Origin of the sequence: Salipiger sp. CCB-MM3, from assembly GCF_001687105.1 — a bacterium.
Taxonomy (GTDB): domain Bacteria; phylum Pseudomonadota; class Alphaproteobacteria; order Rhodobacterales; family Rhodobacteraceae; genus Salipiger.
The window spans coordinates 2,266,134-2,290,478 of record NZ_CP014595.1; the positions used below are offsets into that span (position 1 = coordinate 2,266,134).

20 protein-coding genes are annotated in these 24,345 nt (G+C 66.1%); 7 read left to right on the forward strand and 13 right to left on the reverse strand.

The window, feature by feature from the left end:
• Nucleotides 1-2: 2 nt before the first annotated feature.
• From AYJ57_RS10990 to AYJ57_RS11030, 9 genes are all read right to left on the reverse strand, one after another.
• Entirely contained in the window at nucleotides 3-566 is a 564-nt protein-coding gene (locus AYJ57_RS10990; protein ID WP_083191219.1) for a TRAP transporter small permease, read from the reverse strand.
• Entirely contained in the window at nucleotides 563-1,564 is a 1,002-nt protein-coding gene (locus AYJ57_RS10995) for a TRAP transporter substrate-binding protein (protein ID WP_066104924.1), read from the reverse strand. The genes AYJ57_RS10990 and AYJ57_RS10995 overlap by 4 nt, the downstream gene beginning before the upstream one ends.
• Nucleotides 1,565-1,640: 76 nt before the next feature.
• On the reverse strand, nucleotides 1,641-2,450 hold the full coding sequence (locus AYJ57_RS11000; RefSeq protein WP_066104927.1) for a creatininase family protein: 810 nt from the start codon (nucleotides 2,448-2,450) through the stop codon (nucleotides 1,641-1,643).
• Nucleotides 2,451-2,739: 289 nt separating this feature from the next.
• The gene (locus AYJ57_RS11005) at nucleotides 2,740-3,747 is read right to left on the reverse strand and encodes an ABC transporter ATP-binding protein (RefSeq protein ID WP_203595446.1); all 1,008 of its coding nucleotides are present in this window, start codon (nucleotides 3,745-3,747) and stop codon (nucleotides 2,740-2,742) included.
• On the reverse strand, nucleotides 3,744-5,597 hold the full coding sequence (locus AYJ57_RS11010; protein WP_083191220.1) for a dipeptide/oligopeptide/nickel ABC transporter permease/ATP-binding protein: 1,854 nt from the start codon (nucleotides 5,595-5,597) through the stop codon (nucleotides 3,744-3,746). The genes AYJ57_RS11005 and AYJ57_RS11010 overlap by 4 nt, the downstream gene beginning before the upstream one ends.
• The gene (locus AYJ57_RS11015) at nucleotides 5,597-6,553 is read right to left on the reverse strand and encodes an ABC transporter permease (protein WP_066104934.1); all 957 of its coding nucleotides are present in this window, start codon (nucleotides 6,551-6,553) and stop codon (nucleotides 5,597-5,599) included. Before AYJ57_RS11015 ends, AYJ57_RS11010 begins: the two co-directional genes overlap by 1 nt.
• Nucleotides 6,554-6,563: 10 nt before the next feature.
• Nucleotides 6,564-8,093 carry an ABC transporter substrate-binding protein gene (locus AYJ57_RS11020; RefSeq protein ID WP_066104936.1) on the reverse strand — a complete coding sequence of 510 codons (1,530 nt, stop codon included), beginning with the start codon at nucleotides 8,091-8,093 and terminating at the stop codon, nucleotides 6,564-6,566.
• A gap of 67 nt (nucleotides 8,094-8,160) precedes the next feature.
• On the reverse strand, nucleotides 8,161-9,765 hold the full coding sequence (locus AYJ57_RS11025; protein ID WP_066104938.1) for a hydantoinase B/oxoprolinase family protein: 1,605 nt from the start codon (nucleotides 9,763-9,765) through the stop codon (nucleotides 8,161-8,163).
• Nucleotides 9,762-11,861 (reverse strand): hydantoinase/oxoprolinase family protein, encoded by a 2,100-nt coding sequence (locus AYJ57_RS11030; protein ID WP_066104941.1) that lies wholly within the window; start codon nucleotides 11,859-11,861, stop codon nucleotides 9,762-9,764. Before AYJ57_RS11030 ends, AYJ57_RS11025 begins: the two co-directional genes overlap by 4 nt.
• 119 nt (nucleotides 11,862-11,980) lie before the next feature.
• Between AYJ57_RS11030 and AYJ57_RS11035 the strand changes: the two genes are divergently transcribed.
• The 7 genes from AYJ57_RS11035 to AYJ57_RS11065 all read left to right on the forward strand — a co-directional run bounded on the left by AYJ57_RS11035 (nucleotide 11,981) and on the right by AYJ57_RS11065 (nucleotide 21,009).
• Complete coding sequence (locus AYJ57_RS11035; protein ID WP_066104943.1) at nucleotides 11,981-12,652, forward strand: GntR family transcriptional regulator; 672 nt, start codon at nucleotides 11,981-11,983, stop codon at nucleotides 12,650-12,652.
• A 564-nt stretch (nucleotides 12,653-13,216) separates the two neighbouring features.
• Nucleotides 13,217-14,341 carry an NAD(P)/FAD-dependent oxidoreductase gene (locus tag AYJ57_RS11040; protein WP_066104946.1) on the forward strand — a complete coding sequence of 375 codons (1,125 nt, stop codon included), beginning with the start codon at nucleotides 13,217-13,219 and terminating at the stop codon, nucleotides 14,339-14,341.
• A gap of 28 nt (nucleotides 14,342-14,369) precedes the next feature.
• The gene (locus AYJ57_RS11045) at nucleotides 14,370-15,365 is read left to right on the forward strand and encodes a TRAP transporter substrate-binding protein (RefSeq protein WP_066104949.1); all 996 of its coding nucleotides are present in this window, start codon (nucleotides 14,370-14,372) and stop codon (nucleotides 15,363-15,365) included.
• Between the two features lie 71 nt (nucleotides 15,366-15,436).
• Entirely contained in the window at nucleotides 15,437-15,934 is a 498-nt protein-coding gene (locus AYJ57_RS11050) for a TRAP transporter small permease (protein WP_066104952.1), read from the forward strand.
• Nucleotides 15,931-17,220 (forward strand): TRAP transporter large permease, encoded by a 1,290-nt coding sequence (locus tag AYJ57_RS11055; RefSeq protein ID WP_066104955.1) that lies wholly within the window; start codon nucleotides 15,931-15,933, stop codon nucleotides 17,218-17,220. The genes AYJ57_RS11050 and AYJ57_RS11055 overlap by 4 nt, the downstream gene beginning before the upstream one ends.
• Before the next feature lie 27 nt (nucleotides 17,221-17,247).
• Nucleotides 17,248-19,272, forward strand: coding sequence for a hydantoinase/oxoprolinase family protein (locus AYJ57_RS11060; protein ID WP_066104958.1), 2,025 nt, complete (start codon nucleotides 17,248-17,250; stop codon nucleotides 19,270-19,272).
• A 3-nt stretch (nucleotides 19,273-19,275) separates the two neighbouring features.
• Entirely contained in the window at nucleotides 19,276-21,009 is a 1,734-nt protein-coding gene (locus AYJ57_RS11065; protein WP_066104962.1) for a hydantoinase B/oxoprolinase family protein, read from the forward strand.
• 160 nt (nucleotides 21,010-21,169) lie between these two features.
• Here the strand turns inward: AYJ57_RS11065 and AYJ57_RS11070 are convergent, their stop codons facing one another.
• Genes AYJ57_RS11070 through AYJ57_RS11085 form a run of 4 tightly spaced genes read right to left on the reverse strand, consistent with a single transcriptional unit; the run spans nucleotide 21,170 to nucleotide 24,316 of the window.
• Complete coding sequence (locus AYJ57_RS11070) at nucleotides 21,170-21,514, reverse strand: RidA family protein (RefSeq protein ID WP_066104965.1); 345 nt, start codon at nucleotides 21,512-21,514, stop codon at nucleotides 21,170-21,172.
• Nucleotides 21,511-22,662, reverse strand: a complete 1,152-nt coding sequence (locus tag AYJ57_RS11075) for an NAD(P)/FAD-dependent oxidoreductase (protein WP_066104968.1) — start codon at nucleotides 22,660-22,662, stop codon at nucleotides 21,511-21,513. The genes AYJ57_RS11070 and AYJ57_RS11075 overlap by 4 nt, the downstream gene beginning before the upstream one ends.
• Nucleotides 22,659-24,038: an NAD(P)/FAD-dependent oxidoreductase gene (locus AYJ57_RS11080; protein ID WP_066104971.1), complete on the reverse strand. Its 1,380-nt coding sequence runs from the start codon at nucleotides 24,036-24,038 to the stop codon at nucleotides 22,659-22,661. Before AYJ57_RS11080 ends, AYJ57_RS11075 begins: the two co-directional genes overlap by 4 nt.
• A complete protein-coding gene (locus AYJ57_RS11085; protein ID WP_066104974.1) occupies nucleotides 24,035-24,316 on the reverse strand; it encodes a (2Fe-2S)-binding protein in 282 nt (93 codons plus the stop codon). The genes AYJ57_RS11080 and AYJ57_RS11085 overlap by 4 nt, the downstream gene beginning before the upstream one ends.
• Nucleotides 24,317-24,345: the final 29 nt, after the last annotated feature.

Sequence of the window (24,345 nt, forward strand, 5' to 3'; positions counted from 1 at the left end):
GTTTACACTTCCGGATGGTGGTCTGTGACGTTCTCTGGCAGCCCGGCCACCAGTTTCGCAAGATCGAGAACGGCGGTCAGGGCAACGAGGAAGGTCGAGATGAAGAGGGGCGCAGAGAGGGCGAAGCGCGGCAGCTCGGCGCCGCCGGGGAGGATCGCGCCGTCATAGACGCCGTTCGAAGTGGCGATGACCGTGGGCAGCTGCTGAAGCAGCACGCCGGTGACCAGCAGCGTCGCCGCGTCCGACAGGATGCGGGTAAAGACGACACCCGCCGGGCCAAGCCGCTCGGCCAGAAAATCGATGCGCACGTCCTTGAGACGGGCGTAGAGGGCGAAGAAGCCGAAAAAGCTGAGCCAGATGAAGAACACCATGGTCCACGGCCACATCCAGTAGGGCGCCATGCTCATGGGCCGCAGGATGATCGTCGCGGTGGTCAGCCCCAGCATCACCAGAAGGCAGATGTTGGAAATCCAGAGGAACACGCCGCCCATGGACCAATTGAGACGGTCGAGGCGGTTGAGGGCCCGCTGCAGCGGGCCCTCCGGTGAAAGGTCGAACGGCGTCACTGCGCGGGCGCCCGGGCCGCTTCGACGGCTTCCATGAAGCCCTCGGGCAGCTCGCCCTTCTCGGCCATCTCTTCGTAGAAGGCCTTCATCTTCTCGACCAGCGGCGCGGTGTCGAGCACGGTGTATTCGGCGCCATCGGCGACCATACGCTCGATGCTCTCGTCGGCGACGCTGAACATCAGGTCCTGCGACATCTCGCCGGCTTCTTCATAGGCCTTGAGAAGACCCGCACGGGTGTCTTCATCGAGCGCATTGAGGGCGCTTTCGTTGACCATGAAGCCAACCGACTGCCAGTATTCGTCCATGCGGGCGATATACGGCGCGACCTCGTTGAAGCGCATGGATTCCACCAGCGCGACGGGCGAGTTCACCGCCTGCACGATGCCTTTCGAGATGCTCTGATAGACTTCGGTCCAGGGCAGGGTGATGACCTCGGCGCCCAGACGGTCCCAGGTGTCAATCGCCACCTTGTTCTCGTGCATGCGCATCTTGAGGCCTTCGTAATCGGCCGCGGTCTTCACCGGCACGTTCGAGACGGTGACGCGGAACGGGCCGCGCAGCACGAGGGTCGGATCGCCCAGCGGACGCACGCCGGATTTCTCGGCGGCATTGTCGAACCAGCCTTTCACGGTGTCGGAGTTCATGAACCGCTGCCAGTGGGCAAAGTCGTCAAAGGCGTAAGGGCCAGCGAGCCAGCCAAGCGCGGGCTCCCACTTCTTCATGTAGCCAAAGCCCTCGGCGTAGATTTGCACGATGTTGGCCTGCAGCTGCTCGAGAACGGCGTTCTCTTTGCCGAGCTGCTCGTTGGGGTAGACGGTGATCTTCAACTCGCCGCCGGTGTACTCTTCGGTCAGTTCGGCGAATTTCTCGAAGACCTGCCCCTCGGGGCTGTCGACCGGCATCTTGGTGGCCATTTTCCAAGTGGTTTCGGCCTGTGCCGCAGAGCCGAGCACCAGCGCGAGGCTGGTCGCGAGGCCAAGAAAGGTTCTTTTCTTCATGTGTCGTTCTCCGTGTTGGGGGAAATGGCCGGGTGGTCCCGGCTCATTGTTGTGAATGCGTGGATCCGGGGGGTGATCAGTCGTGCAGCCCCTTGGCGACATGGTCGCGCACGAGGCCCGCGCCGATCTCGGCCAGCCGCGCCACCAGCACGTCACCGGTCTCGGCCGAGCAGAGCGTGGGGTTGCAGGCGTAGGCGCCGGTCTCGGTCGCTTCGAGCGCCTCGATCGGGGCCTGAATTTTCGCGCCGTCATACTCGATCGACGAGAAGCCGCCGATGGCCATGCCCTTGATGGTGCTGCCGGTGGGGGCTTCGCGCACGAGGTCCTTGCGGATCAGGTCGGGGTAGAAGTGCAGGCCGACCGAGGTCAGCGGGTCGCCGCCATGGCCCGACGAGGCCTTGGCCTTCTCGGCGCCGATCAGCGCGGGCAACTGGCCATAGGCGACCTGCCACAGATACATCGAGGGCACGAAAAGGCCCGCCTTCTGGCGCCAGCGCAGCGCGACCTCGGTGATCGCGGGGACGTTGCCGCCGTGGCCGTTGACGATCATCAGCTTGCGGATGCCGTGCCGGTTCAGACAGCCGAACATGTCGTCGAGGATGCCGCAGAGCGTCGCGTGGCTGATCGAAATGCCGCCGTGGCTCGACTCGAAGTAGTCCTTGCCGCCGAAGGGGATCACCGGGGCCACAAAGGTGGGCACGCCATCGGCGCGCGCGGCCTTGGCGATCTCCATCGCCATCAGGTCAGCGGCGAGATAGTCGCCCATCGGTGCGTGGATGCCCTGGTCTTCCAGCGAGCCCATGGGCAGCAGCACCACGGCCTCGGAGGTCAGTTCCTGACGGGCCTCTTCCGAGGTCAGCTCGGCGATGCGGATCTTCTCGATCATTTGGGGAGGTTCCTGTTGCTTTGGTCGTCTTTGAGGTCAATGAAGCCGTGCCGGGCCGTGGCCGTCCAATTCATTCGGGTTGCCTTGCCATAGAGAAAATTTTTCAATTTTTACCGTGACTTGTCGCCATAGGCACAGCTCCGCCACAACGGTCGCGCAGGGCGCGCCGCGGGGGTGGGTGGGGCGCTTTCTGGGGCTTGGCGGGATCGCTTCGGCTTTGGAAAACGCAGTCGTTCTGAGTGCTGGCAGCGAGGCGGGGGTAGGGTATGCCCCGCTGCCCGAGGCGGGCTTAGCCCGCGGTGGTCTGGGGCTGCGGCCCCGCTTTGATACAGGCAGCGCGCCAACCGGTGCCGACCGGCTCCAGCGCGGGCACAGCTGCGGCGCAGGCCTCTTCGGCCATCGGGCAGCGGGTGCGGAACGGGCAGCCCGAAGGCGGGTTCGCAGGACTTGGCAGTTCGCCCTCCAGCACCTTGTCGCGCGCATCGTCTCCGCGCGCCTCCAGCGACGGTGTCGCCGCGAGCAGGGCACGGGTGTAGGGGTGGGCCGGTGTGCCAAAGACCTTTTCGGCGGGGCCTTCCTCGACGATGCGGCCGAGGTACATCACCACGATCCGGTTGCAGAGGTGGCGCACCACATGCAGGTCGTGGCTGATGAACAGCATCGCGAGGTCCAGATCGCGGCGCAGGTCCATCAGCAGGTTCACCACCTGCGCCTGGATCGACACGTCGAGCGCCGAGACCGGCTCGTCCGCCACGATGAAATCGGGCCGGGTCGAGAGCGCGCGGGCGACGGCGATACGCTGCCGCTGACCACCCGAGAACTGATGCGGACGGCGCTGCGCTGCCGAGGCGGGCAGGCCGACCTGTTCGAGCAGGCGCGCGACCTCGGCGTCGACTTCACTTGACGGCACGATGTTATGGGTGCGCAACCCGTCGGCGATCTGCGCCCCGACAGAGCGGCGCGGGTCGAGCGATCCGAAAGGGTCCTGAAACACCATCTGCATGCGGCGCGACAGGCGGCGGCGGTCGGCTCCGGTGATCCCCGAGAGGTCGCGGCCATCGAAGGTCACGGCCCCTGTCGTCGGAGCGTCGAGCCCCAGCATCATCCGGCCCAGCGTGGACTTGCCGCAGCCGGACTCGCCGACCACGCCGACGGTTTCGCCGGGCGAGACGGTCAGGCTGACGCCATTGACCGCCCAGACGTCCTTTTTCTTGCCGAGCAGGCCCTTGCGCGACGGGAAGTTGCGGCCAAGGTCTTTTGCCTCGACCAGCGGTGCGGTGGGTACGTCGTGGATCAAGAGACATCCTCCCAGCGGAAGCAGCGTGTCAGCCGGTCTGAAGTGGGCTCTGCGGCCTGCGGTGCATGGTCGATGCAGCTGGGCAGCGCAAAAGAGCAGCGCGGTGCAAAGCGGCAGCCGGTGGGCATGGCGCGGGGCGAGGGCACGGCGCCGGGAATGGCCACCAGCCGCTCGGAGCCGCCCTCGGGGACGGAGGCGATGAGGGCCTGCGTGTAGGGGTGCTTGGGCGCAGCAAAGACCTCGGCGACCGGGCCTTCCTCGACCACTTCACCGGCGTACATCACGGTCACCCGGTCGGCGATCTCTGCGACCACGGCCAGATCATGCGTCACGAAGATCATCCCCATCTCGGGCGTCTCTTCCTTGAGCCGCGCAAACAGCTGCAGGATTTGCGCCTGAATCGTCGGGTCGAGCGCGGTGGTGGGCTCGTCGGCGATCAGCAGCCGCGGGTTGTTGGCCACGGCCACGGCGATCATCGCTCGCTGCCGTTGCCCGCCGGACAGTTCATGCGGATAGGCCGAGACGCGGGTTTCCGGGTCGGGAATGCCCACATGGCGCAGCAACTCGATGACGCGGGTCTTGAGGGCCGCGTCGTCGATGTCGTGATGCGCGCGGATCGCCTCGCCGACCTGCTCGCCGATGCGCAGCACCGGGTTGAGCGCCGCCGCAGCGTCCTGAAAGACCATCGAGATATCCTCGCCGCGCAGGGCGCGGAAGCCATCTTCGTCAAGCCCGGTCAGATCGATCGGCTCGCCGCTGCGCGAGCGGTAGACGGCAGAGCCGCCGGTGATGCGCAGCGTGTCGGCCAGCAGCCCGGTCATCGCAAGCCCGGTGAGGGTCTTGCCCGAGCCGCTCTCGCCGACCAGCGCCACGGTCTCGCCGGGGCGCACGGTCAGACCGACGCGGCGCACCAGTTCAAGGTTGTGCGCGGCGATCGACAGGTCGCGGATCTCCAGCAGCGGCGCGTCGGTTTCAAGCGCTTTGACCGGCTTCTTCGCCTTGTGCTTCTGGCGCGGGCGCAGCCACAGCGCGCCACCAGCGGTGAAGCTGCGCGGATCGAGCACCGACTGCAGCCGGTCGCAAAGCAGGTTGAAGGTGAGGATCGTGCCAGCCAGCGCCAGCGACGGCCAGACCAGTAGCAGCGGGGCAACCTCCATGGCGCCGCGTGCCGAGCGGATCATCAGACCCCACGACGGGGTGGGGGGCACGACGCCGAGGCCAAGGAAGCTCAGCCCGCTTTCGATCACCATGGCCGAGGCGACCACCAGCGACATCTGCACCAGAAGCGGCGGCAGCACATTCGGCAGGATGGTCCGCACGAGGATGCGCAGCGGGTGGGTGCCCATGGCGCGCTGCGCGGTGACGAAATCGAGCCCGCGCACCTGCTGCGTGGCGGCATAGACCACGCGGGCATAGTTCGGCGTGTAGAGAATGGTCAGCGCGATGATCAGCGGCCAGGTGCCCGCGCCAAGGATCGCCACGACCAGCAGCGCCAGAAGCAGCGGCGGCAGGCACAGGATGATCTCGGAGGCGCGTACGGTCAGCAGTTCGACCACGCCGCGGAAATAGCCACCGAGCAGACCCAGCGTGGTGCCGATGGCGGCGGCGATCAGCGCCGAGCCGACGGCGATGAAGAGCGAGGCCCGGCCACCCCAGATCAGGCGCGCCAGCACGTCGCGGCCAAAGTCGTCCTGCCCAAGCCAGTGCTCGGCGGAGGGCGGGGCGAAACGATGAGGGATGTCCATGCCGCGCACGTCTTGCAGCGGCAGCACGGGGGCTAGCAGCACGGTCGCGACGATCAGCGCGATGATGGTGCCGGGCAGAAGCAGTTTGCGTGTTGTCCGGCTCATCAGCGCACCAGCGAAATACGGGGGTCAAGCATGGCGTTCACCACATCGACCACGAGATTGAGAAGGACGAAGAGCACCGAGATCGTCATCACGATCCCCACCACTTCGGGATAGTCGCGCGCATCGACGGCGGTCACGAGGTAGCCCGACAGTCCGGGCCAGTTGAAGACAAATTCCACCAAGACGGTGCCTCCGATCAGCGTGCCAAGCTCGAGGCCGAGAATGGTCAGCACCGGGATCAGCGCGTTGCGCACCACGTGGCGGCGCAGGATGCGCGCGCGGCTGACACCCTTGGCGCGCGCGGTCCGCACATAGTCGCGCTCGAGCACTTCGAGCACCGAGGCGCGGCTCATGCGGGTGATCACCGCGAGCAGCGACAGCGCCACGGTCCCGGCGGGCAGCAGCAGCAGTTTCAGATGTTCGACCGGATCCTCGCTGAACGGCACGAAGCCCCCGGCAGGCAGCCATTTCAGCTCCTGCGCGAAGATCAGGATCACCACCGAGCCGACCACGAAAACGGGTGTGGAGAGCGCGGCGGAGGCGAAGAAGGAGATCACGGCGTCGGCGCGGCCATCGGCCCGGATCGCGGCGAAGGTGCCGAGCGGCACGCCGATCGCCGAGGCGATCAGCGCGGCCGACACGATGACTTCGAGCGTCCGGGGCAGGCGAAGCCCGATCTGTTCGATCACCGGCGCGCCATCGCGGAACGACGCGCCGAGATCTCCGGTGAAGATACCGGCGATATGGTCGAGATACTGCTGCCAGAGCGGGGCGTTGAGCCCCATCTTCTCGCGCAGGGCGAGGACCGCATTGGGATCGGCCGGAATATTGCCCTGACTGAGCAGAAGTTCCGCCGGATCACCGGGGATCAGGTGCAGGAGCAAGAAGACGACGGTGACCACGATCCAGACAAGGAACAGGGCCACCAGGCTACGGAAGGCGATGTATCTCAACATGGGTTTGCGATCAGCCGATCATCGCTTCTTCCAGCGTGAAGCCGGAGTGGAAGGTCAGCTGGCCGGGCAGGTTGCTGAAGCCCGAGACGTTGGCCGCCATGCCGTAGCCTTGTTCGCGCCAGCACAGACCCATGATCGGCGCGGTCTCGATGGCGACGCGCTCCAGTTCCTTGTAGATCGCCTTGCGCTCTTCGGTGTCGAAGCTGGCGCGGCCCTTGGCGAAGGCTTCGGAGATCTCGGGCGTTTCCATGCCGTAGCTGCGCGCGTAGCTGGGGCTCAGCGAGCCGTCGAGCACCGTGGCCAGACCGTCGGGATCGTTGTTCGCGGCGGCGGTACCCATGACTGCGATGTCATAGGTGCCCTCGTTGCCTTTCTTCACGCGGGTCGACCATTCCGGCAGGTCGAGCGTGACGTTGACGCCGATCATCGACAGATACGCCTGACAGACCTCGGCGGTCGACTGGTGCATGCCGTATTGCGCGGTCGACAGCATGGTGCAGTTGAACCCGTCGGGATAGCCCGCTTCGGCCAGCAGCGACTTGGCTTTCTCGGGGTCGTAGTTCCACTCGTTGGCGAATTCGGCGTTGTAGAATTCCGATGCGTCGGGCAGCGGCAGATGCTCAAGCGGCGCGCCGCGCTCGTAGAAGGCGGCTGCGGCGATGTCCTCGCGCTTGATCGCGTGGCCCATGGCGCGGCGGACGAGCGGGTTGTCGAACGGCGGCTTGCTCGCGTTGAAGGTCAGATACATGAACGGGCCGAAGGTGGTGTCGAGCTTCAGCGCGTCGTTTTCCGCAACCTGCTCCATCGCCTGCCACGGCACATATTCCACGATGTCCACGTCACCCGCTTCCAGCGCGGCGACGCGCAGGTTCTCGTCCGCGTAGACGATCGCCTCGATGGTGCTGACCTTGGGCAGACCTTCCTTGTAGTAGTCGGGGTTGGCTTCGACAGTGACCGAAACGCCGCGGTCGGTCGAAACCAGCTTGAACGGACCGGCGCCCATCAGGCTGTCGCGCTCGGAGCCCTTCTTCATGATCGACATATTGTAGTTGGCGAACCACTCCGGCAGCACCGCCTGCGGCTCGCTGGTCTTCATCACGACGGTTTTCTCGTCGGGGGTCTCGACCGAGGTGATGGTCGCGAGGCTGGCCTGCAGATAGGCGGCGGAGTCGGGCTTTTGCGCCTCGGTCACGGTCCATGCCACGTCTTCTGCGGTCACCGGCGAGCCGTCGTGCCACTTGGCGTCACGCAGCTTGAACGTCCATGTGCCGTCTTCGGCCACGTCCCAGCTTTCGGCCAGTTCGGAGCGGATGAGGCCTTCCTTGTCGTAGCTCAGCAGGCCGCGGTGGCAGAGCACCTTGATGGTGCCGGCGGAGGTGCCGTTCGAAGCCCAGACGTCGAAGCTGGGCGGGTAGGTCGAGAGACCAAAGCGCAGCGTGCCGTTGTCCTGCGCGCGCAGGACCTTCGGGCCGAGGAAAGTGAGCGCGCCAGCGGCACCCGTAGTGGCCAGAAAGCCCCGGCGGTTCATGTGGTTCTTCATCGTTTGGACTCCATGTTGAGGGAATGGGCTCTTGTCGGCCCTTGAATGAGAAGTGAGGCCTGCCGCGTTATTCCGCGGCAAGATGGGTGGTGGGTTCCGCGTCTTCTTCGGGTGCGCCGTAGCCGCCGCCGCCCGGGGTCACGACCTCGAGCCACTCGCCGGCGCGCAGGATGCCCGCGCCCCGGTCGAACGCGTCGGTCTCGGGGCTGGTGGCATAGCTGCCGTGGCCGCCTTCACCGCCGCCCTGCAGGCCCCAAGAGCGCGACTGGTTGCGCGAGATGTCGACGCGCACCATGCAGTCTTCGGTCGCGCGGTAGACCCGGCGCAGACCCATGCCGCCGCGGAATTTGCCCGCGCCGGCGGATCCGTCGACCAGTTCGTAGCGCTCCAGCAGCAGCGGATATTCGAGCTCCAGCGCCTCCACCGGCAGGTTCGAGGTGTTGGTGGCATGCACGTGGATGCCGTCGAGCCCTTCGGCGTGGGGGCGAGCGCCACCGCCACCGCCGATGGTCTCGAGATAGACCCAGTAATTGCCTTCTTCGGGGCCGGACTGGCGGGTGCCCGAAAAGAGCGCCACGGTGCAGCTCGAGTTGGTGCAGGCCGAGACGCGCTCGGGCACCGCCTGCGCGAAGGCGCCGATGATCAGGTCGGCGACACGCTGACAGGTCTGTACGCGGCCATTGACGGCGGCGGGATGCGCGCAGTTGAGCACCGAGCCATGCGGCGCGTTGACGGTGATCGGACGGGCAAGTCCGGCATTGGGCAGCACCGTCGGGTCGATCACCGATTTGACGATGTAATAGACCGTGGCGAGCAGTGCCGTGCGGGTCATGTTGATCCCGGCGCGCAGCTGCGCTGGGGCCTCGAAGTCCAAGCTGATCTCATCGCCCGCGACGGTGACGGTCACCGCCAGCGGCAGCGGCGAATCAAGATCGAGGTTGTCGAAGACATCTTCGAACCGCCAGCTTCCGTCGGGCAGGGCCTTGATGCCCGCGCGCATCTTGCGCTCGGCGTAATCCAGCAGCGCCTCGCCCGAGGCCAGAACCGTATCGAGGCTATGGCGCTCGCACAACTCCTGAAAACGCTGCACGCCGACGCGGTTGGCGGCCATCTGCGCGCGCAGGTCCGACAGCCGCTCGCGCGGGACCTGACAGTTGAGCAGGATCAGTTCCTGCACGTCCTTCTGCAGCTTTCCGGCGCGGTAGAGGCGGATCGGCGGGATCCGCAGGCCTTCCTGATAGATATGCGCATGCGCCCGGTCGACGAAATCCGAATGGTGCGCAAGGTTGACCGTCCATGCGACCAGCTCGCCATCCACAAAGATCGGCTCGGCGAGCACGATGTCGGGCAGGTGGGTGCCGCCGCCGCGATAGGCGTCATTGCCGACGAACACATCGCCCGGCTGCATCTCGGCCGGGTCGTGATCGGCCAGCACCATCGGGATGAAGTCCAGAAAGCTGCCAAGGTGCACGGGGATGTGCTCGGCCTGACAGAGCGTGCGCCCCTCGCGGTCGAAGAGGGCGGTGGAACAGTCGCGGCGCTCCTTGATGTTGGTCGAGTAGGAGGCGCGCACAAGCGCCTCGCCGGTCTCTTCCACGATCGAAGAAAGCGCCGCACCGATGACCTCGACAGTGATTGGGTCGAGTGCGTGAGTGGTGGCCTGCTGGGTCATCGGGTTACCTCCAGAATGAGGTTTTCGATCTTGTCCACCGAGACGCGTACGCCCGGCGGAACAAGCGTCGTGGTGTCCATTTGCTCGACGATCGCCGGGCCCTCGAAGCTCATGCCGGGAGCGAGGCGGTCGCGGGCGTAAAGCGTGGTCTTGGTGAAGGCGCGGGTCTCGGGGTACCAGACGTCACGGCTGCCGGTGATCGCGCCCGAGGCATCGGCGGCCCCTAGCGGGCGTTCGGGCAGGGCGGCTTTCTGCACCAGCCCCAGCGCCTCGGCGCGGAAGGTGACACAGAGGATGCGCTCGCCCTCGACGGCAAAGCCGTAGAGCCGTGTATGCGCCTCGGTGAACCGCTCTTCGAGCAGCTTGAGCGCCGCCGCGTCGAGCGGGCCGTCCGGCACCGGGATCGACAGTTCGTAATTCTGGCCCTCATAGCGCATGTCGATGCGGCGCGTGCTGCGGCGCTTGCTCTCTGCGATGGCCTCTTTTTCAAACCACGCGCCGGTTTCCTCCTCGACCTCGCGCAGTGCCTCGGCGATCGGGGCGAGGCTGGCCTCTTCAAGCGGCAGGATGCGGGTGGAGGAGAAATCGGCGCGCAGATCGGTCAGCAGCAGACCCATGGCGCAGAGCGTGCCCGGCGTGCGCGGGATGATGACGCGCGCCATGCCCAGTTCCTGCGCCAGTCGCACCGCATGCAGCGGCCCGGCGCCGCCGAAGGCCATCAGGGCATAGCCGCGCGGATCGTGCCCGCGCTGCACCGAGATCACCCGGATCGCCTTGGCCATATTGGCGGTGACCACCGAGATGATACCCTGCGCCACATCCATAGTGTCCATGCCCAGCTGATCGGCCATCCGGCCAAGCGCCTCGACGGCGAGATCGCGGCGCACGTCCATGCGCCCATCCAAAAGGTGGGTGGGGTTGAGCACCTGCAGCACGATATTGGCGTCGGTGACCGTGGGCTCGGTCGCGCCGCGGCCATAGCAGACCGGGCCGGGATCGGCGCCCGCGCTTTCCGGACCGACTTTGAGCAGCCCGCCGCTGTCGATCGCGGCGATCGAGCCGCCGCCCGCGCCGACGGTGTGAATGTCGAGCATCGGGGCCTTGATCGGATAGCCGTGCACGATGCTCTCGTTGGTCTGGGTGGTCTGCCCCGCCGCCATCAGCGCCACATCCGAAGAGGTGCCGCCCATGTCGAAGGTGATGATGTCGTCATAGCCTGCGCTGCTGCCGATCACCTGCGCCGCGACGACGCCGGTGGACGGCCCCGAAAGGACCGCGCGCACCGGGGTCAGTGCGGCGGTCTCGAAGCGCACCACGCCGCCGTTCGATTGCGTGAGATGCGGCGGGATCGGCAGGCCGAGGTCTTTCAGGCGCGGGCTGAGGCGACTGATATAGCGGTGCATGATCGGCCCGAGATAGGCGTTGACCGTGGCGGTCGACAGGCGCTCGAACTCGCGGAACTCTGGCGCGATCTCATGGCTGGCGCAGATGAACGCATCGGGCAGTTCTTCTTCGACGATGCGGCGGGCGATGCGCTCGTGCTCGGGGTTGACGAACGCATAGAGAAAGCAGATCGCCACCGCCTCGACACCGGCGGCCTTCAGCGCCTGCGCGGCTTTGCGCACCGCGGCCTCGTCGAGCGGTTTCAGCACTTCGCCGGTGTGCAGCATGCGCTCGGGAAGCTCGAACCGCAGGTCGCGTGGGACCAGCGTTTGCGGCTTTTCGGCGAAGAGGTCGTAAAGGTCAGGGCGCTTCTGGCGACCGATTTCCAGCAGATCACGGAAGCCTTCGGTGGTCAGCAGGCCGACGCGGGCACCGCGATGGGTGATCAGCGCGTTGGTTGCGACGGTCGTGCCGTGACCGAGGTACGCAATGGCCGACGCCGGGTCAGCACCGCCGCCCGCGCGTTCCCTCATGCCTTCCTCGACACCTTGGGCGATGCCGCGCGAGGGGTCATCGGGGGTGGAGGATACCTTCCAGATGGCGATCTCGCCGCTGGCCTCGTTGAACATGCACACGTCGGTGAACGTGCCTCCCGAGTCGACTCCGACCCGCCAAGAGGCGTCGGTTTCGAAATCTGCAGCTCCGTCCATCATGGCTGGGTTGCCTTTCCTGCGTGTACTTCAAGTATACATTGAGGTGTGATTGATGCCGCGTGTCGAGACTGAACGGGCGAAAGATGTCCCATACGGGCACTTTTTGAGGAGAAAGGTGAATGAACAGACATTCTTCCACCGCAGGAGCCGAGCAAGTGCCGCGATTGTCGGCGCGCGAGTTGGCCTACGATTCGATTCGCTCCGGCATCCTCAACGGTGATTTTCCGCCGGGCGGCTACGTCGAAGAAGCGGTCGCCTGCGAATTGACCGGTGTGTCGCGCTCGCCGGTGCGCGAGGCGCTCAACCGTCTTGCCGCCGAAGGTTACGTCGATCTGCACCGGCGCAGAGGCGCGATGGTGCGCGCGATGTCTCCGGCTGAACTGCGCGACCTGCATGAGGTTCGGCTGATGGTCGAGACACAGGCGGTGATCAAGATTTGCCGCGAGCGGCGCGAGGTTCCGGACCGGCTCACTGCGCTGTGCGATGCGCATGAGGCGACCCCCGCCACGGACCATCTGAGCTGTCTGGAAAACAACCGCCAGTTTCACCAAGCGATTGTCGAAGCGGCGGGAAACACCGTGCTCGCAACGGTTTACGAAGGTCTGCAGGCCCCGCTGTCGCGGCTGGCGATGCTGTCGCTGCGCAAGGGGTTCGGCAAGACCGAGGCTATCGAGCACGAGCACCGGGCGCTCGTCGCCGCGCTGTCCGAGCATGATGAGGCCCGCGCGCTGGAGATCGTTCACGAACATCTGTCGCTGATGCCGCAGCTCGCTCGCGTCCTGCCCGGCTGACCTTTCGGTGCGCGCGGCGGCAGTCGAGGGGAGCGTGTGGGCAAGGGCGGTCATTCGTGCCTCTGGCTTGGGACGTTAGGCCTGCTGGAGCATCGTGTTGTGTCAGAGTGAGCGGCCCGACCCCCGCCGCGTCCAATTCAAAAGTTTTGTGACACTAGAGATTTTTCTTATTGATTGGTGCCACGCGGCGCGGCCGCTCCGGGCTTGGGGCCTGCGATGTAAGCCGCCTGATTTTGCAGTGAGAGCAGGTTTGGAGAGGGGCAGGGGCTTCCCTCGGGGCAGCCGCTGGGCGCCCAGACTCGGGGTGCCCCGCCCGAAGAAACTTCAGCCGAACGATCCACCGAAAACTTTCCCACAGGCCCTGCATCTGCCCGCAACTTGAGCATGAGCCATCGTCGGGCATCGCAAATGCGCGAGAGGGGAGCCCGCACGTCCGGGCCGCGATTGCGAACCGTCCAACCATGTGAGGAACACAGCGATCACTATAACAAAAGTGTATCGCAATTGAAGGTATTGATATTTGTCTTATGCGCTCTCGCACCTCTTAATCCGTCGAGACTTCCGATGGAAACAGGTGTGCGCGACGTGAAAAATCTGGGTGACTGGGACATCATCGTGGTCGGCGGCGGCCTCGTGGGCACCGCCGCCGGGCTTGGCATGGCGCGCGATGGTGCGCGTGTGCTGATCCTCGATGCCTCCGACACCAGCTTTCGGGCAAGCCGCGGGAATTTCGGCCTCGTCTGGGCGCAGAGCAAGGGTGCGGGCAACCGTGACTATGCCACATGGACCCGCTCTGCGGTGCGCGCCTGGCCCGAACTGGAAGAGGAACTGAAAGAGCTCTGCGGCGTGGATACCCACTATGAAAACGGCCTTGGCCTGCATCTGTGCCTGAGCGAAGCAGAGTTCGATAAGCGGGCAGAGATGATCGGGCGGGTCGCGGCGCATGAGCTTCCCGGCGACGATGTGCGGATGATCCGCCGCGACGAGCTGACCGAGATCATGCCGGGTGTCGGCCCGGAGGTCTGCGGTGCGTCGATCTCGTCTATCGACGGCGCATGTCATTCGCTGTCGCTGTATCAAGGCCTCAGCCTCGGGGCTCAGGCCGCCGGGGCGACGCTGCTCTCGAATGTCGCGGTTAGCTCTATCGAGAGCAGCGACAACGGCTATACGGTCACCGCTGAAGGGCTGACGGCGAAGGCACCCAAAGTGCTGATCGCGGCGGGGCTTGCGACCAATGATCTGGCGCGTCCCTTCGGCATCCCGGATTTGGTGCGTCCCCAGAAAGGCCAGATCCTCGTGACCGAACGCAGCGCCCCGATCCTGCCCGCGGTGACCTCGGGCCTGCGGCAGACCGCCGAGGGCACGATCCTCATTGGCGACACCAAGGAAGAGACCGGCGAGGATCATTCCACCGGCGAAGGCATCCGCGAACTCGCCAGCCGGGCGGTTCGCCTGCTTCCCGCAATTGGAAATCTTCGGGTGGTGCGCAGCTGGGCCGCGCTGCGCGTACTGACCCCCGATGGCAACCCCGTCTATGATGAGTCCCCCACCCATCCGGGGGTCTTTGTGGCCACGACCCATTCGGGCGTGACCTTGGCCCCCGCCCACCGGGGACCGCTTGCGCAGTGGATCATGAACGGGCAGCGACCGCCCGAGTTCGCCAGCTTCACCGCGCAACGCTTTGCATAAAAACCAAACGTCCAACAGGAACAAAACCATGAAACATAAAGCATTCTCCCTTCTCGCATTCGCCGCCGCGGGCGTGCTTGGCGCTTCAGCAGCCAGCGCTCAGGTCAGCCTCACCTTCGGCGGCATCAACCCGCCGGGCGCGCCGGTCACGCAAGCGTCGAAGCGTTTCGCCGAACTGGTGAACGAGCGCACCGAGGGCCGCGTTCACGTCGATTTCTACGAAGGCTCGCAGCTTGGCTCCGGCCCCGCGCAGATCGAGGCCATGTCCGCCGGTGCGCAGGACGGCTACATCTCGTCGGGCTCCAATGCGTCGAACCTCGTCAAGGAATTCGGCGTCGTCGACATTCCCTTCGTCTTCGAAAGCCAGGATCACTTCCTGAAGTTCATGGAAAGCGATCTGGCCAATGGCCTCAAGGACGAGCTGCGTGACGATTTCAACGTGCGCATCCTCGCCACCAACTGGTTCCGCCTGCCGCGCGTGTTCATGACCAAGGGCGCCTGCGTGGAAACGCCCGAGGATATCGCTGGCAAGCGCGTGCGCTCGCCCAACCTGCCGATGTTCATCGCGGGCTGGGAAGCGGTGGGCACCGTGCCGGTGACCATCTCCTACGGCGAGACCTACATGGGCCTCAGCCAAGGCGTTGCCGATATGGCGGAAAGCGCGGGCGAGCAGGTCTATTCGTCGAAGTTCTACGAAGTGCTGCCCTATGTGACCGACGCGCAGATGATGTATCCGCAGAACTCGGTCTACATCGCCGAAAGCTCGTTCCAGCAGCTGTCGGACGAGGACAAGGAGATCGTCACCAAGGCGGCAGAGGACGCGGGCGATTACTTCGTCTCGCTGGTCGAAGAGCAGACCGCACCGAACCGCGAGACCATGGAAGCCGAAGGCGTCACCTTCTGCGACATGTCCGCCGAGACCCGCGAAGCCTTTGCCGCGAAAGTCGCCGAGTCGGTGCCCTCCTTCGAGGAAGAGGGGCTGCTGCCCGAGGGTTGGTGGAATCAGATCCAGGCGATGAAGTGATCCGCCACACTGCCTGAAACACTCTCGCGGGCCATGTTCCGGCCCGCGACCCCAACCCCTCGGACCCTGCCATGACCAAGCTTTTTTCCGGTCTGCACCGGGCCACGCTGTGGCTCTGCGCGGCGCTGGCGGTGGCGATCATCGGGGCGCTCAGCGTCCAGATCGTCTCGCGCTATGTGTTCAACGCGCCGGTGCATATGACCGATGACATCGCAGAGATCTCGCTGATCTGGATGACCTTTCTCGGGGCGGCCCTCGTCTACCGAGAGGGCGGCCACATTGGGCTGGACGTGATGTCTTCCGTTCTTCCTGCTGCCGCGCACCGGGCGCTGCGCGTCGCGCTGCACGTGCTGGTGATCGCCGTGCTGGCCTATGTGCTGACGCAGGTGCGGCAGCTGCAGCCGCTGATGTCGCGGCTGGAGTTCGGCACCGTTCCGAACGGGCCGCTTACCTCGAAATTCATGCTCATCCTTCTGCCCTTCGGGCTGGGCGCTGCCATGACGATCCTCTTCGCCCTCGAGGCGATCTGGGCCGAACTGCGCGGCGAGAAGGTGGAGGCCGATATATGACCACCGCGATCTTTCTGATCTCCTTTTTCGGCCTGCTGATCCTCGGCCTGCCGGTCGCCTACACCATGCTGGTCACCTCGGCGGTGTATATCCTGATGGCGGGCCTGCCCGAGATTCAGCTGACCATGCGCGCCTCGGGCGGCATCGAGAGCTTCTCGCTGCTGGCGATCCCGATGTTCCTGCTGGCCGGCAACCTGATGAACGGCATGGGCGTCACCGAGCGCATCTTCAATTTCGCCGGCGTTCTGGTGCGCCATATCACCGGCGGTCTGGGCCATGTGAACGTCGTTGCCTCGATCCTCTTCGCGGGCATGTCGGGCTCGGCTGTCGCCGACGCGGGCGGTCTCGGCGCTGTCGAGATCAAGGCGATGGAGCAGGCGGGCTATTCCAAGCGCTTCTCTGCCGCGGTCACCGCCGCCTCGGCCACCATGGGGCCGATCATCCCGCCGTCGATCACGCTGGTGGTCTATGGCTTCCTTGCCGAAGAATCCGTGGGGCGGCTGTTCCTTGGCGGCGCGCTGCCGGGTCTGCTGACGGGCTTTGCCCTGATGGTGATCATCTACGTGCTGGTGGTGACCGGGCGCGAGGACGCGCCGCGTCTGCCGCGTGCCAGCTTCTCGGAAGTGGTCAGCGCCTTCTGGGCCGCGCTTCCGGCGCTGATGGCCCCGGTGATCCTGCTGGGCGGCATCCTTGCCGGGGTGTTCACCCCGACCGAGGCGTCGGTGGTCGTGGTGCTCTATATCCTCGTGATCGGCTCGATCTCGATGGGCTTTGACCGGGCGCTGATCGTCGAGGCGCTGCTGGGCACCGTGCGCACCTCGGCTTCGACCCTCTTCATCATCGCCGTCTCTGCGGTGTTCGGATGGATCATCTCGATCCAGCGGCTGCCGATCGAGATGGTGAACATGATGCAGGAGCTCTTCGTGTCGAAGGCCGCCGCCATCGCGCTGATCATCGTGATCCTGCTGATCGTCGGCATGTTCATGGAGGTGCTGGCCGCGTTGGTGCTGCTGGTCCCGACGCTGCTCGCCATCGCCTCGAGCTTCGACATCGACACCGTGCATCTTGGTGTCACCGTCGTGGTGACCATGATGATCGGCACCATCACACCGCCTGTCGGCCTTGTGCTCTACACCGTGATGACGGTGGCGCGCGTCGGCATGGGCGAACTCACCCGGGCGCTGGCCCCATTCTATGTCGCGATGATCGTGGTGGCGCTGCTTGTCGCCTTCGTGCCGCAGATCACGCTCTTCCTTCCCGACCTGCTGATGCCGACGGCTCAGTAAGGCGCAGATTGCAAAGGACCCAACGCAATGTACCGTATCGGCTTCGATGTGGGAGGCACTTTCACCGACTTCACGGCGCTTGAGACCGGAAGCGGCAAGGCCATCCACTTCAAGACCTCCTCCACCCCGCATGATCCCTCCGAGGCGATCGAAACTGGCCTGCGCCACTATGTCGAGGAACTGGGCGTCGCGCCCGAGGACTTCGAGTTCGTTGGCCATGGCACCACCGTTGCCACCAATATGGTGATCGAGCGCCGCGGCGTGCCGACCGGGCTGATCACCAGCAAGGGCGCACGCGACGTGCTCGAGATCGGTCGCCAGACCCGCCCGCACCTCTACGACTACGCGATCACCAAGCCCGAGCCGCTGGTCGAGCGCTACATGGCGCTGGAAGTGACCGAGCGGCTGAACGCCAACGGCGACGTGCTGCAGCCGCTCGACGAGGCCGAGGTCCGCGCGGCGGCGGAGACGCTGCGCGACGCCGGGGCCGAAGCGGTGGCGGTGTGCTTCCTGCATGCCTATCGCGATGGCCGGCACGAGCGCCGCGCCGCCGAGATCGTGCGCGAGGTGCTGCCGGATGCCTATGTCTCGATCTCTTCCGAGGTGCTGCCCGAATTCCGCGAGTTCGAGCGTTTCTCGACCACAGTGATCAACGCCTATGTCGGCCCGCGCATGGATCGCTACCTCGAGCGTTTCCTGCAGCGTCTTGCCGACATCGGCATCAAGAACGCGCCGCGCACCATCCATTCCAACGGCGGGCTGATGTCGGTGGACACCGTGCGCAGCTTCCCGGTACGCACCTGTCTGTCGGGCCCCGCTGCGGGTGTGGTCGGCGCAGCCAAGGTCGCAGGCATCTCGGGCTATCCCAACATCGTCACCTATGACGTTGGCGGCACCTCCACCGATGTGTCGCTGGTCGAGGGCGGACGCCCGGCCTTCACCACCTCGCGGCTGGTCGCCGACTACCCGGTGCGCTGCCCGATGCTCGACATCAACGTGATCGGCGCGGGCGGCGGCTCGATTGCCGGGCTCGACGATGCCGGGGCGCTGAAAGTGGGGCCGCGGTCTGCGGGCGCCTATCCGGGGCCGGTGGCCTACGGGCAGGGCGGCACCGAGCCGACCACCACCGACGCCAACCTCGTGCTTGGACGGCTGGACAGCGACACGCTGCTCTCGGGCCGCATGCAGGTGGACAAACAGGCCTCGCGCGATGCCATCGAGACGCAGATCGCCAAGCCGCTCGGCCTGACGGTCGAAGAGGCGGCGCTGGGTATCCTGCGCATCGCCGTCGCCAACATGGGCCGCGCGATCCGCGCCGTGTCCACCGAGAAGGGCCACCGTCTGCAGGACTTCGCGCTCTTCGCCTATGGCGGCGCGGGTCCGCTGCACGCCGCTGCCGTGGCGGTAGAGACCGGCATGAAGACGGTGATCGTTCCCGCCCAGCCCGGCACCATGTGCGCCCGCGGCATCCTGCTGTCGGACGTCGGCTTTGACTTCGTGCGCACCGGCGTGTCCAACGCCACGCCCGAAAGCTGGCCCGCCATTGGCGCGGCCTTCAAGGAGATGCTGAAGGACGGTCAGGACTGGCTGACCGGCGAAGGCGTGCCGGAAGACCGCCGCTCGATGCAATATGTGGTCGACGCGCGCTATGACGGTCAGAACCACGAAGTGCAGGTGACGCTGGAGAGTGCCGACGCGGCTTATGACACCTTCCTCGAAGGCTTCCGCGCCGCGCACCGGCAAGAATACGGCTATGACATCGAGGACCGCGCGGTCGAGATCGTCAACCTGCGGCTTTCGGTGAAGGGCGCTTCGGCGGCTGCGCCGGATGCCGAATACACCGCGACCGAGGGCGATCCGACGCTCGGCGCGCGGCAGGTGTATTTCGAAGGCGGCTGGTATGAGACCACCATCTACGAGCGCGCCCGCCTTCCGGTCGGCCCCTATGTCGAGGGCCCGGCCATCATTCAGGAAATGTCCTCGACCACCATCGTGGAGCCCGGCCAGCGGCTGCGCGTGGACGGCTCGGGCACCATGATCATCGAGGTCTGACCCATGAGCGACACAAGCAAAAGCGACGCAAGCAAACCCGCCCTTTCCGACCCCATCGCCATGGAGGTCTTTACCAACCGGCTGCTCGCGGTCGCCGACGAGATCGGCACCTCGATGATCCGGGCCTCCTTCTCGTCGAACATCAAAGAGCGCAAGGACTGCTCGGTGGCGCTGTTCTCGGCGGATGGCCGGCTCATCGCGCAGGCCAGCCACATCCCGCTGCACCTCGGCTCGCTGATGGGCTCGGTCAACGCGGTGCTGAAGGCCTATCCGATCGAAAAGATGGTCGAGGGCGACGTCTTCATCTGCAACGATCCCTATGTTGCCGGTGGCACCCACACGCCCGATATCTCGGTGATCACCCCGGTGTTCGCGGGCGGGCGGCTGCGCTACTTCACCGCCAACATCGGCCACCACTCGGATGTCGGCGGTACGGTGCCGGGCTCGATCCACGGCGGCGCCACCTCGATCTTCGAAGAGGGCCTGCGCCTGCCGGTGATGAAGCTGTTCCGCGCGGGCGAGCTTGACGAAGACCTGCTGCGGATGATCTCGCTGAACTCGCGGTCTTCCGAGGAACGCTGGCTCGACATCAAGGTGCAGGCGGCGGCGAACGAGCGCGGCGCGCGGCTGATGCGCGAGCTGGCCGACACGCTGGGGGCGGACAAGGTCGACGCGCTGGTTGAAGACCTCTTCGCCTATACCGCGCAGCGCCTGCGCAACCGTATCTCGGAAATGGCTGACGGCACCGCCAGCTTCCATTCCAAGATCGAGAGCGACGGCCTCGGCCCGGTCGAAGTGCCGATCCAAGCCAATGTCACCGTCAAGGGCGACCGGCTGATCGTCGATTTCGAAGGCACCGGCCCGCAGGCGCGCGGCGGTCTCAACGTGGTGGCCTCGGCGCTCAATGCCTCGGTCTACTATGTGGTCAAGACGCTGCTCGATCCCTACCTGCTGCCCAACTCGGGCATGTTCGACGGTGTCGAGATATCGGCCCCCGAAGGCAGCCTGCTGAACCCGCGCCAGCCCGCGGCCACCGGCGCCCGCTCGATCACCTGCAACAAGGTGGTGCGCGCCCTGATCGGGGCCTTCTCGCAGTTGCTGCCCGAGGATCGCGGACAGGCGGCGGGGCAGGACATCGTTCCGGTCATGGTCTTTGCTGGCAAGCGCCGGGGCCGTGACGAGGGCTATGTCTATCTCGAATCCATCGGCGGCGGCGCAGGCGCGCGGGCGCTCGGCAACGGCATGGACGGGGTACATGTGCATGTCACCAACTCCTCGAACCTGCCGATCGAGCCACTGGAGATCGAATATGATCTGCTGGTCGATGAATACGCGCTGGTCGAGGACAGCTCGGGCGCGGGCCGCTATCGCGGCGGCATGGGCATCGCCCGGCAGATCTCGGCGCCTAATGGCGGGGTGATCTTCACCGCCCGTTCGGACGGGCACCGCGAGGGCGCTCCGGGGGCCAAGGGCGGCAGCGCCGGGCGCGAGGCGCATCTGGTCAAGAATCCCGGCAGCAACCACGCCGAGGAACTGAGCCCGATGATCGCCGGTCTCAGCCTTGGTGCGGGCGAAAGCGTGCGGCTCGAAACCCCCGGCGGCGGCGGCTACGGCGCCCCGGCGGAGCGCGATCCCGCAGAGCTTGGGCGCGACCTGCGCGACGGGCGGATGAGCCGTGAGAAAGCCGAAGAGCTTTACGGCAAGGAGATGCTCGAAAAGGCGCTCGACCGCGCCTGAGACGGCTTCCCTCGAGGGACAGTAGAACGCTCTCCGCTGCGGCGGGGAGCGTTTTCTTTTGCGCCACTCTTGGGCGCGGGCGGGCTCAGCAAGGCGAGGGCACAAAAAAAGCCCCCCGCAGGGCGGGGGGCAGTTCAGGGAGGTAAGGTTGAAGCAGGGCTTATTTCGCCGCGATGGTGGTGATCTCCACCAGCGTGCCCTTCGACAGTTCAGCGCCGCCGATATAGGCGCGGACCGGGAAGCTCTCGGGCGAGAGCCATTCGGTCCATGCCGCGTTGAAGGCGTCTTTCTGATCGAAGGCGGCGGAATAGATGGTCACCGACAGCAGCTTGTCTTTCGAACTTCCAGCCTGAGCGAGCAGGTCTTCGAGCTTGCCGAAGATTTCCTCGGCTTGGCCCTTCATGTCCTTGCTCTTGTCGCTGGCCACCAGACCGCCGATGTAGATGGTGTCGCCGTGCTCGACGATGCGGTGGTGGATTTTGCCCTGGATGTGACGGGTGATCATGCAAGTCTCCTTGGTTGCGTAGCCGCCTCGGTGGGAGCCGAGAAGCGGGTGATGTCGAAAGGGTCCAGCTCTGGAGCGAGCCGGCCCGTGTCGATGAGTTCGGCCATCAGCGCACCGGTTGCCGGGCCAAGCTGAAAGCCATGTGCGGAAAAGCCGAAGGCGTGAAAGGCGCTCTCGTGCCGCGACGAGCGGCCGATGATGGGCAGCCGGTCGGGCGTGCGCCCCTCGATTCCCGACCACGCGCGCTGCACCGTGGCGCCGCGCATGATCGGGAAGATGTCCTGCGCGGTGCGCGCGGTGAGGCGCAGCTCGCGAAAGTCGATATCGGTCCGGTTGCGGGCGGGATCGACCCGGCCGAGACGGGCGCCGCCGATCACCACCGTGCCATTTGCCATCTGCTTGAACGACAGCTGCCGCCGCGCCACGCCGATCACGGCGCTGCAGAAAGGGCGCATGCGCTGGGTGACGATAATCAGCGGCGCGATGGCCTCTACCGGGGCCGTCTCGCCCAGCAGCTCGGCGATCCTGCCGCCCCATGCGCCAGCGCAGTTGAGCAGCTTGGCGCCGGTGTGGCGCCCGCTCTGCGTCTCCACGCGCCAGAGCCCGCGGCTGTGCTCGATCGCCGCCACCGCCTCGCCTTCGAGGATCGTCACGCCGAGCGCGCGGGCGCGGCGAGCGAAGGCGGCGGTGGTCTGGGCGGGCATGGCAAATCCGTCCTCGGACAGCAGACCGCCGGTGCAGTGTTCGGAGACGGCGGGCACAAGCGCCCGCAACTCGGCGCGGTCAATCAGCCGTTCGTGGGTATGCCCGGCCTCCTGCATCCGGGTGACGCGGGCGGCGAGCACCTCCATATCGGCATCGCCTTCAGCGACCTTAATGCCCGGCACCGGCTGAAAGCCGCAGTCGTCCTGAACAATCTGCGACATCCGATGCCACATCTGCATCGACAGGTTCGCCAGCGGAACCTCTGCAAGGTCGCGCCACAACCGCCGCACCCCACCAGCGTTCGCGCCCGAGGCATGGCGGCCCACGCTGTCCTTCTCCAGAAGGGTCACGCGCAGGCCACGCTCGGCGGCAAACATCGCGGCGGCGCAGCCGTGCAGCCCGCCGCCGATGACCAGCAGATCGGATGCCGCACCCGAGGTCATTCCGTGTCGGGCTCGAAGGCGGCGAGTTCGGAAAGGGACAGCGGCTTGAGCGGCGGGCGAATGCGGAAATAGCCGGTCTCGCCGGGGCTGCGCCCGGAGGTTTCGGCGATCAGCCCGGTCACCGCCAGCCCGCAGGTGCGGCCCTGACAGGGGCCCATGCCGGTGCGCAGGAAGGATTTCACTTGGTTCGGGCCGGGCGCATTGGCCTTGGCCGCGGCGCGGATCTGGCCGGCGGTGACCTCTTCACAACGGCAGATCATCACCTCGTCGCGCGGCGCCAACGCCTGCGCCACGGGCGCGTAGAGCGTTTCGAGGAAGGGGCGCACGGCGGCGTCCTTGGCCAGTTCGCGGCGCAGCCGGGGCAGGTCCGGCGAGACGGGGCGTCCGGCCTTTTCCGCTACGCGCAGGCCGGCGATGCGTCCGGCCAAGGCCGCAGAGCGCGCCCCGCGGATGCCCGCACCGTCACCCGCCACATAAAGGCCGGGCAGGGAGGTTTCGCCGTAGCTGTCCGTCACCGGCTGGAACGCGTGCTGCGCGTCGTTCCAGACATGCTCGCAGCGCATCAGCCGGGTGATCTGCTGGTTCGGCACGACGCCATGGTGCAGCCCGGCGGTGCCGGTTTCGATGCGATGGCTGCGGCCCCTGGCAGAGAAGCTGACCGCCTCAAGCTGGCTGTCGCCGTCCAGCGAGATGTCCTGAACATCGCGGTAGATGGGCACGCCCGCCGCGCGGACCTTGCGCAGCAGCGTCAGGCCCTTGGTGAGATAGCCCATGCCACGCAGCGCACCCGGCAGATGCTTCAGCGCGCTCAGGTAGTTGGCGTTGGGCACCGTTTCGAGGATGGCGCGGGGCGGACGCCCTGCGGCAACCATCTGCGCCGCGAGCAGCAGCTGCAGCGGACCGCAGCCGATCAGCACTACATCCTCAGCGACCGTGCCCGCGGTCTTCAGCAGGATCTGCAGCGCGCCGGTGGTGGTCACGCCGGGCAGGGTCCAGCCGGGCAGGGGCATCGGCCGCTCGACCGCGCCGGTGGCGACGATCAGCGCATCCGCCCGCACCACATGCGAGGCGCCGTTTTGCGAGTAGGACAGCGCATAGCCCGTCGCGTCGGTTTCCACATGCCAGACGGTGGCGCCGGAGAGATAGGTGCTCTCGCTGGCGGCGAAGGCCTCGGCCAGCTTGCGGCCCGCGGCGTAGTCAGGCCCGAGGATCTTTAGGCGGGAATCGTCTGCGCGAGTGACATCGCGGTAGATCTGCCCGCCGGGGCGCAGCGCCTCGTCGAGCACGGTGACCGAAAGCCCCGCCTGCCGGGCGGCAATCGCCGCGTCCATGCCTGCCGGGCCAGCGCCGATGATACAAAGGTCCTGATGGGTCATGCGGCGCCTTTCTGGCGGTTGACCACCATGCCCTCACGCACCTCGGTCATGCAGGCCTGCCGGTTCGGCACGCCGTCGACCGTCACCAGACACTCAAAGCAGGTGCCCATCATGCAAAACGGCGCGCGCGGCGCTCCGCTGACCGGCGTATCGCGGAAGGACCCCACGTTTTCGGCCAGCAGGGCGGCTGCAAGGCTTTCGCCCGCATCGGCGCTGATCGACCTGCCCTCGAAGGTGAATGTGATCGGTGTCCTGACCGGCTCGGTTCGCGTGTACATGGGCGGTTACGGGGCTCTTTCGGTGGCAG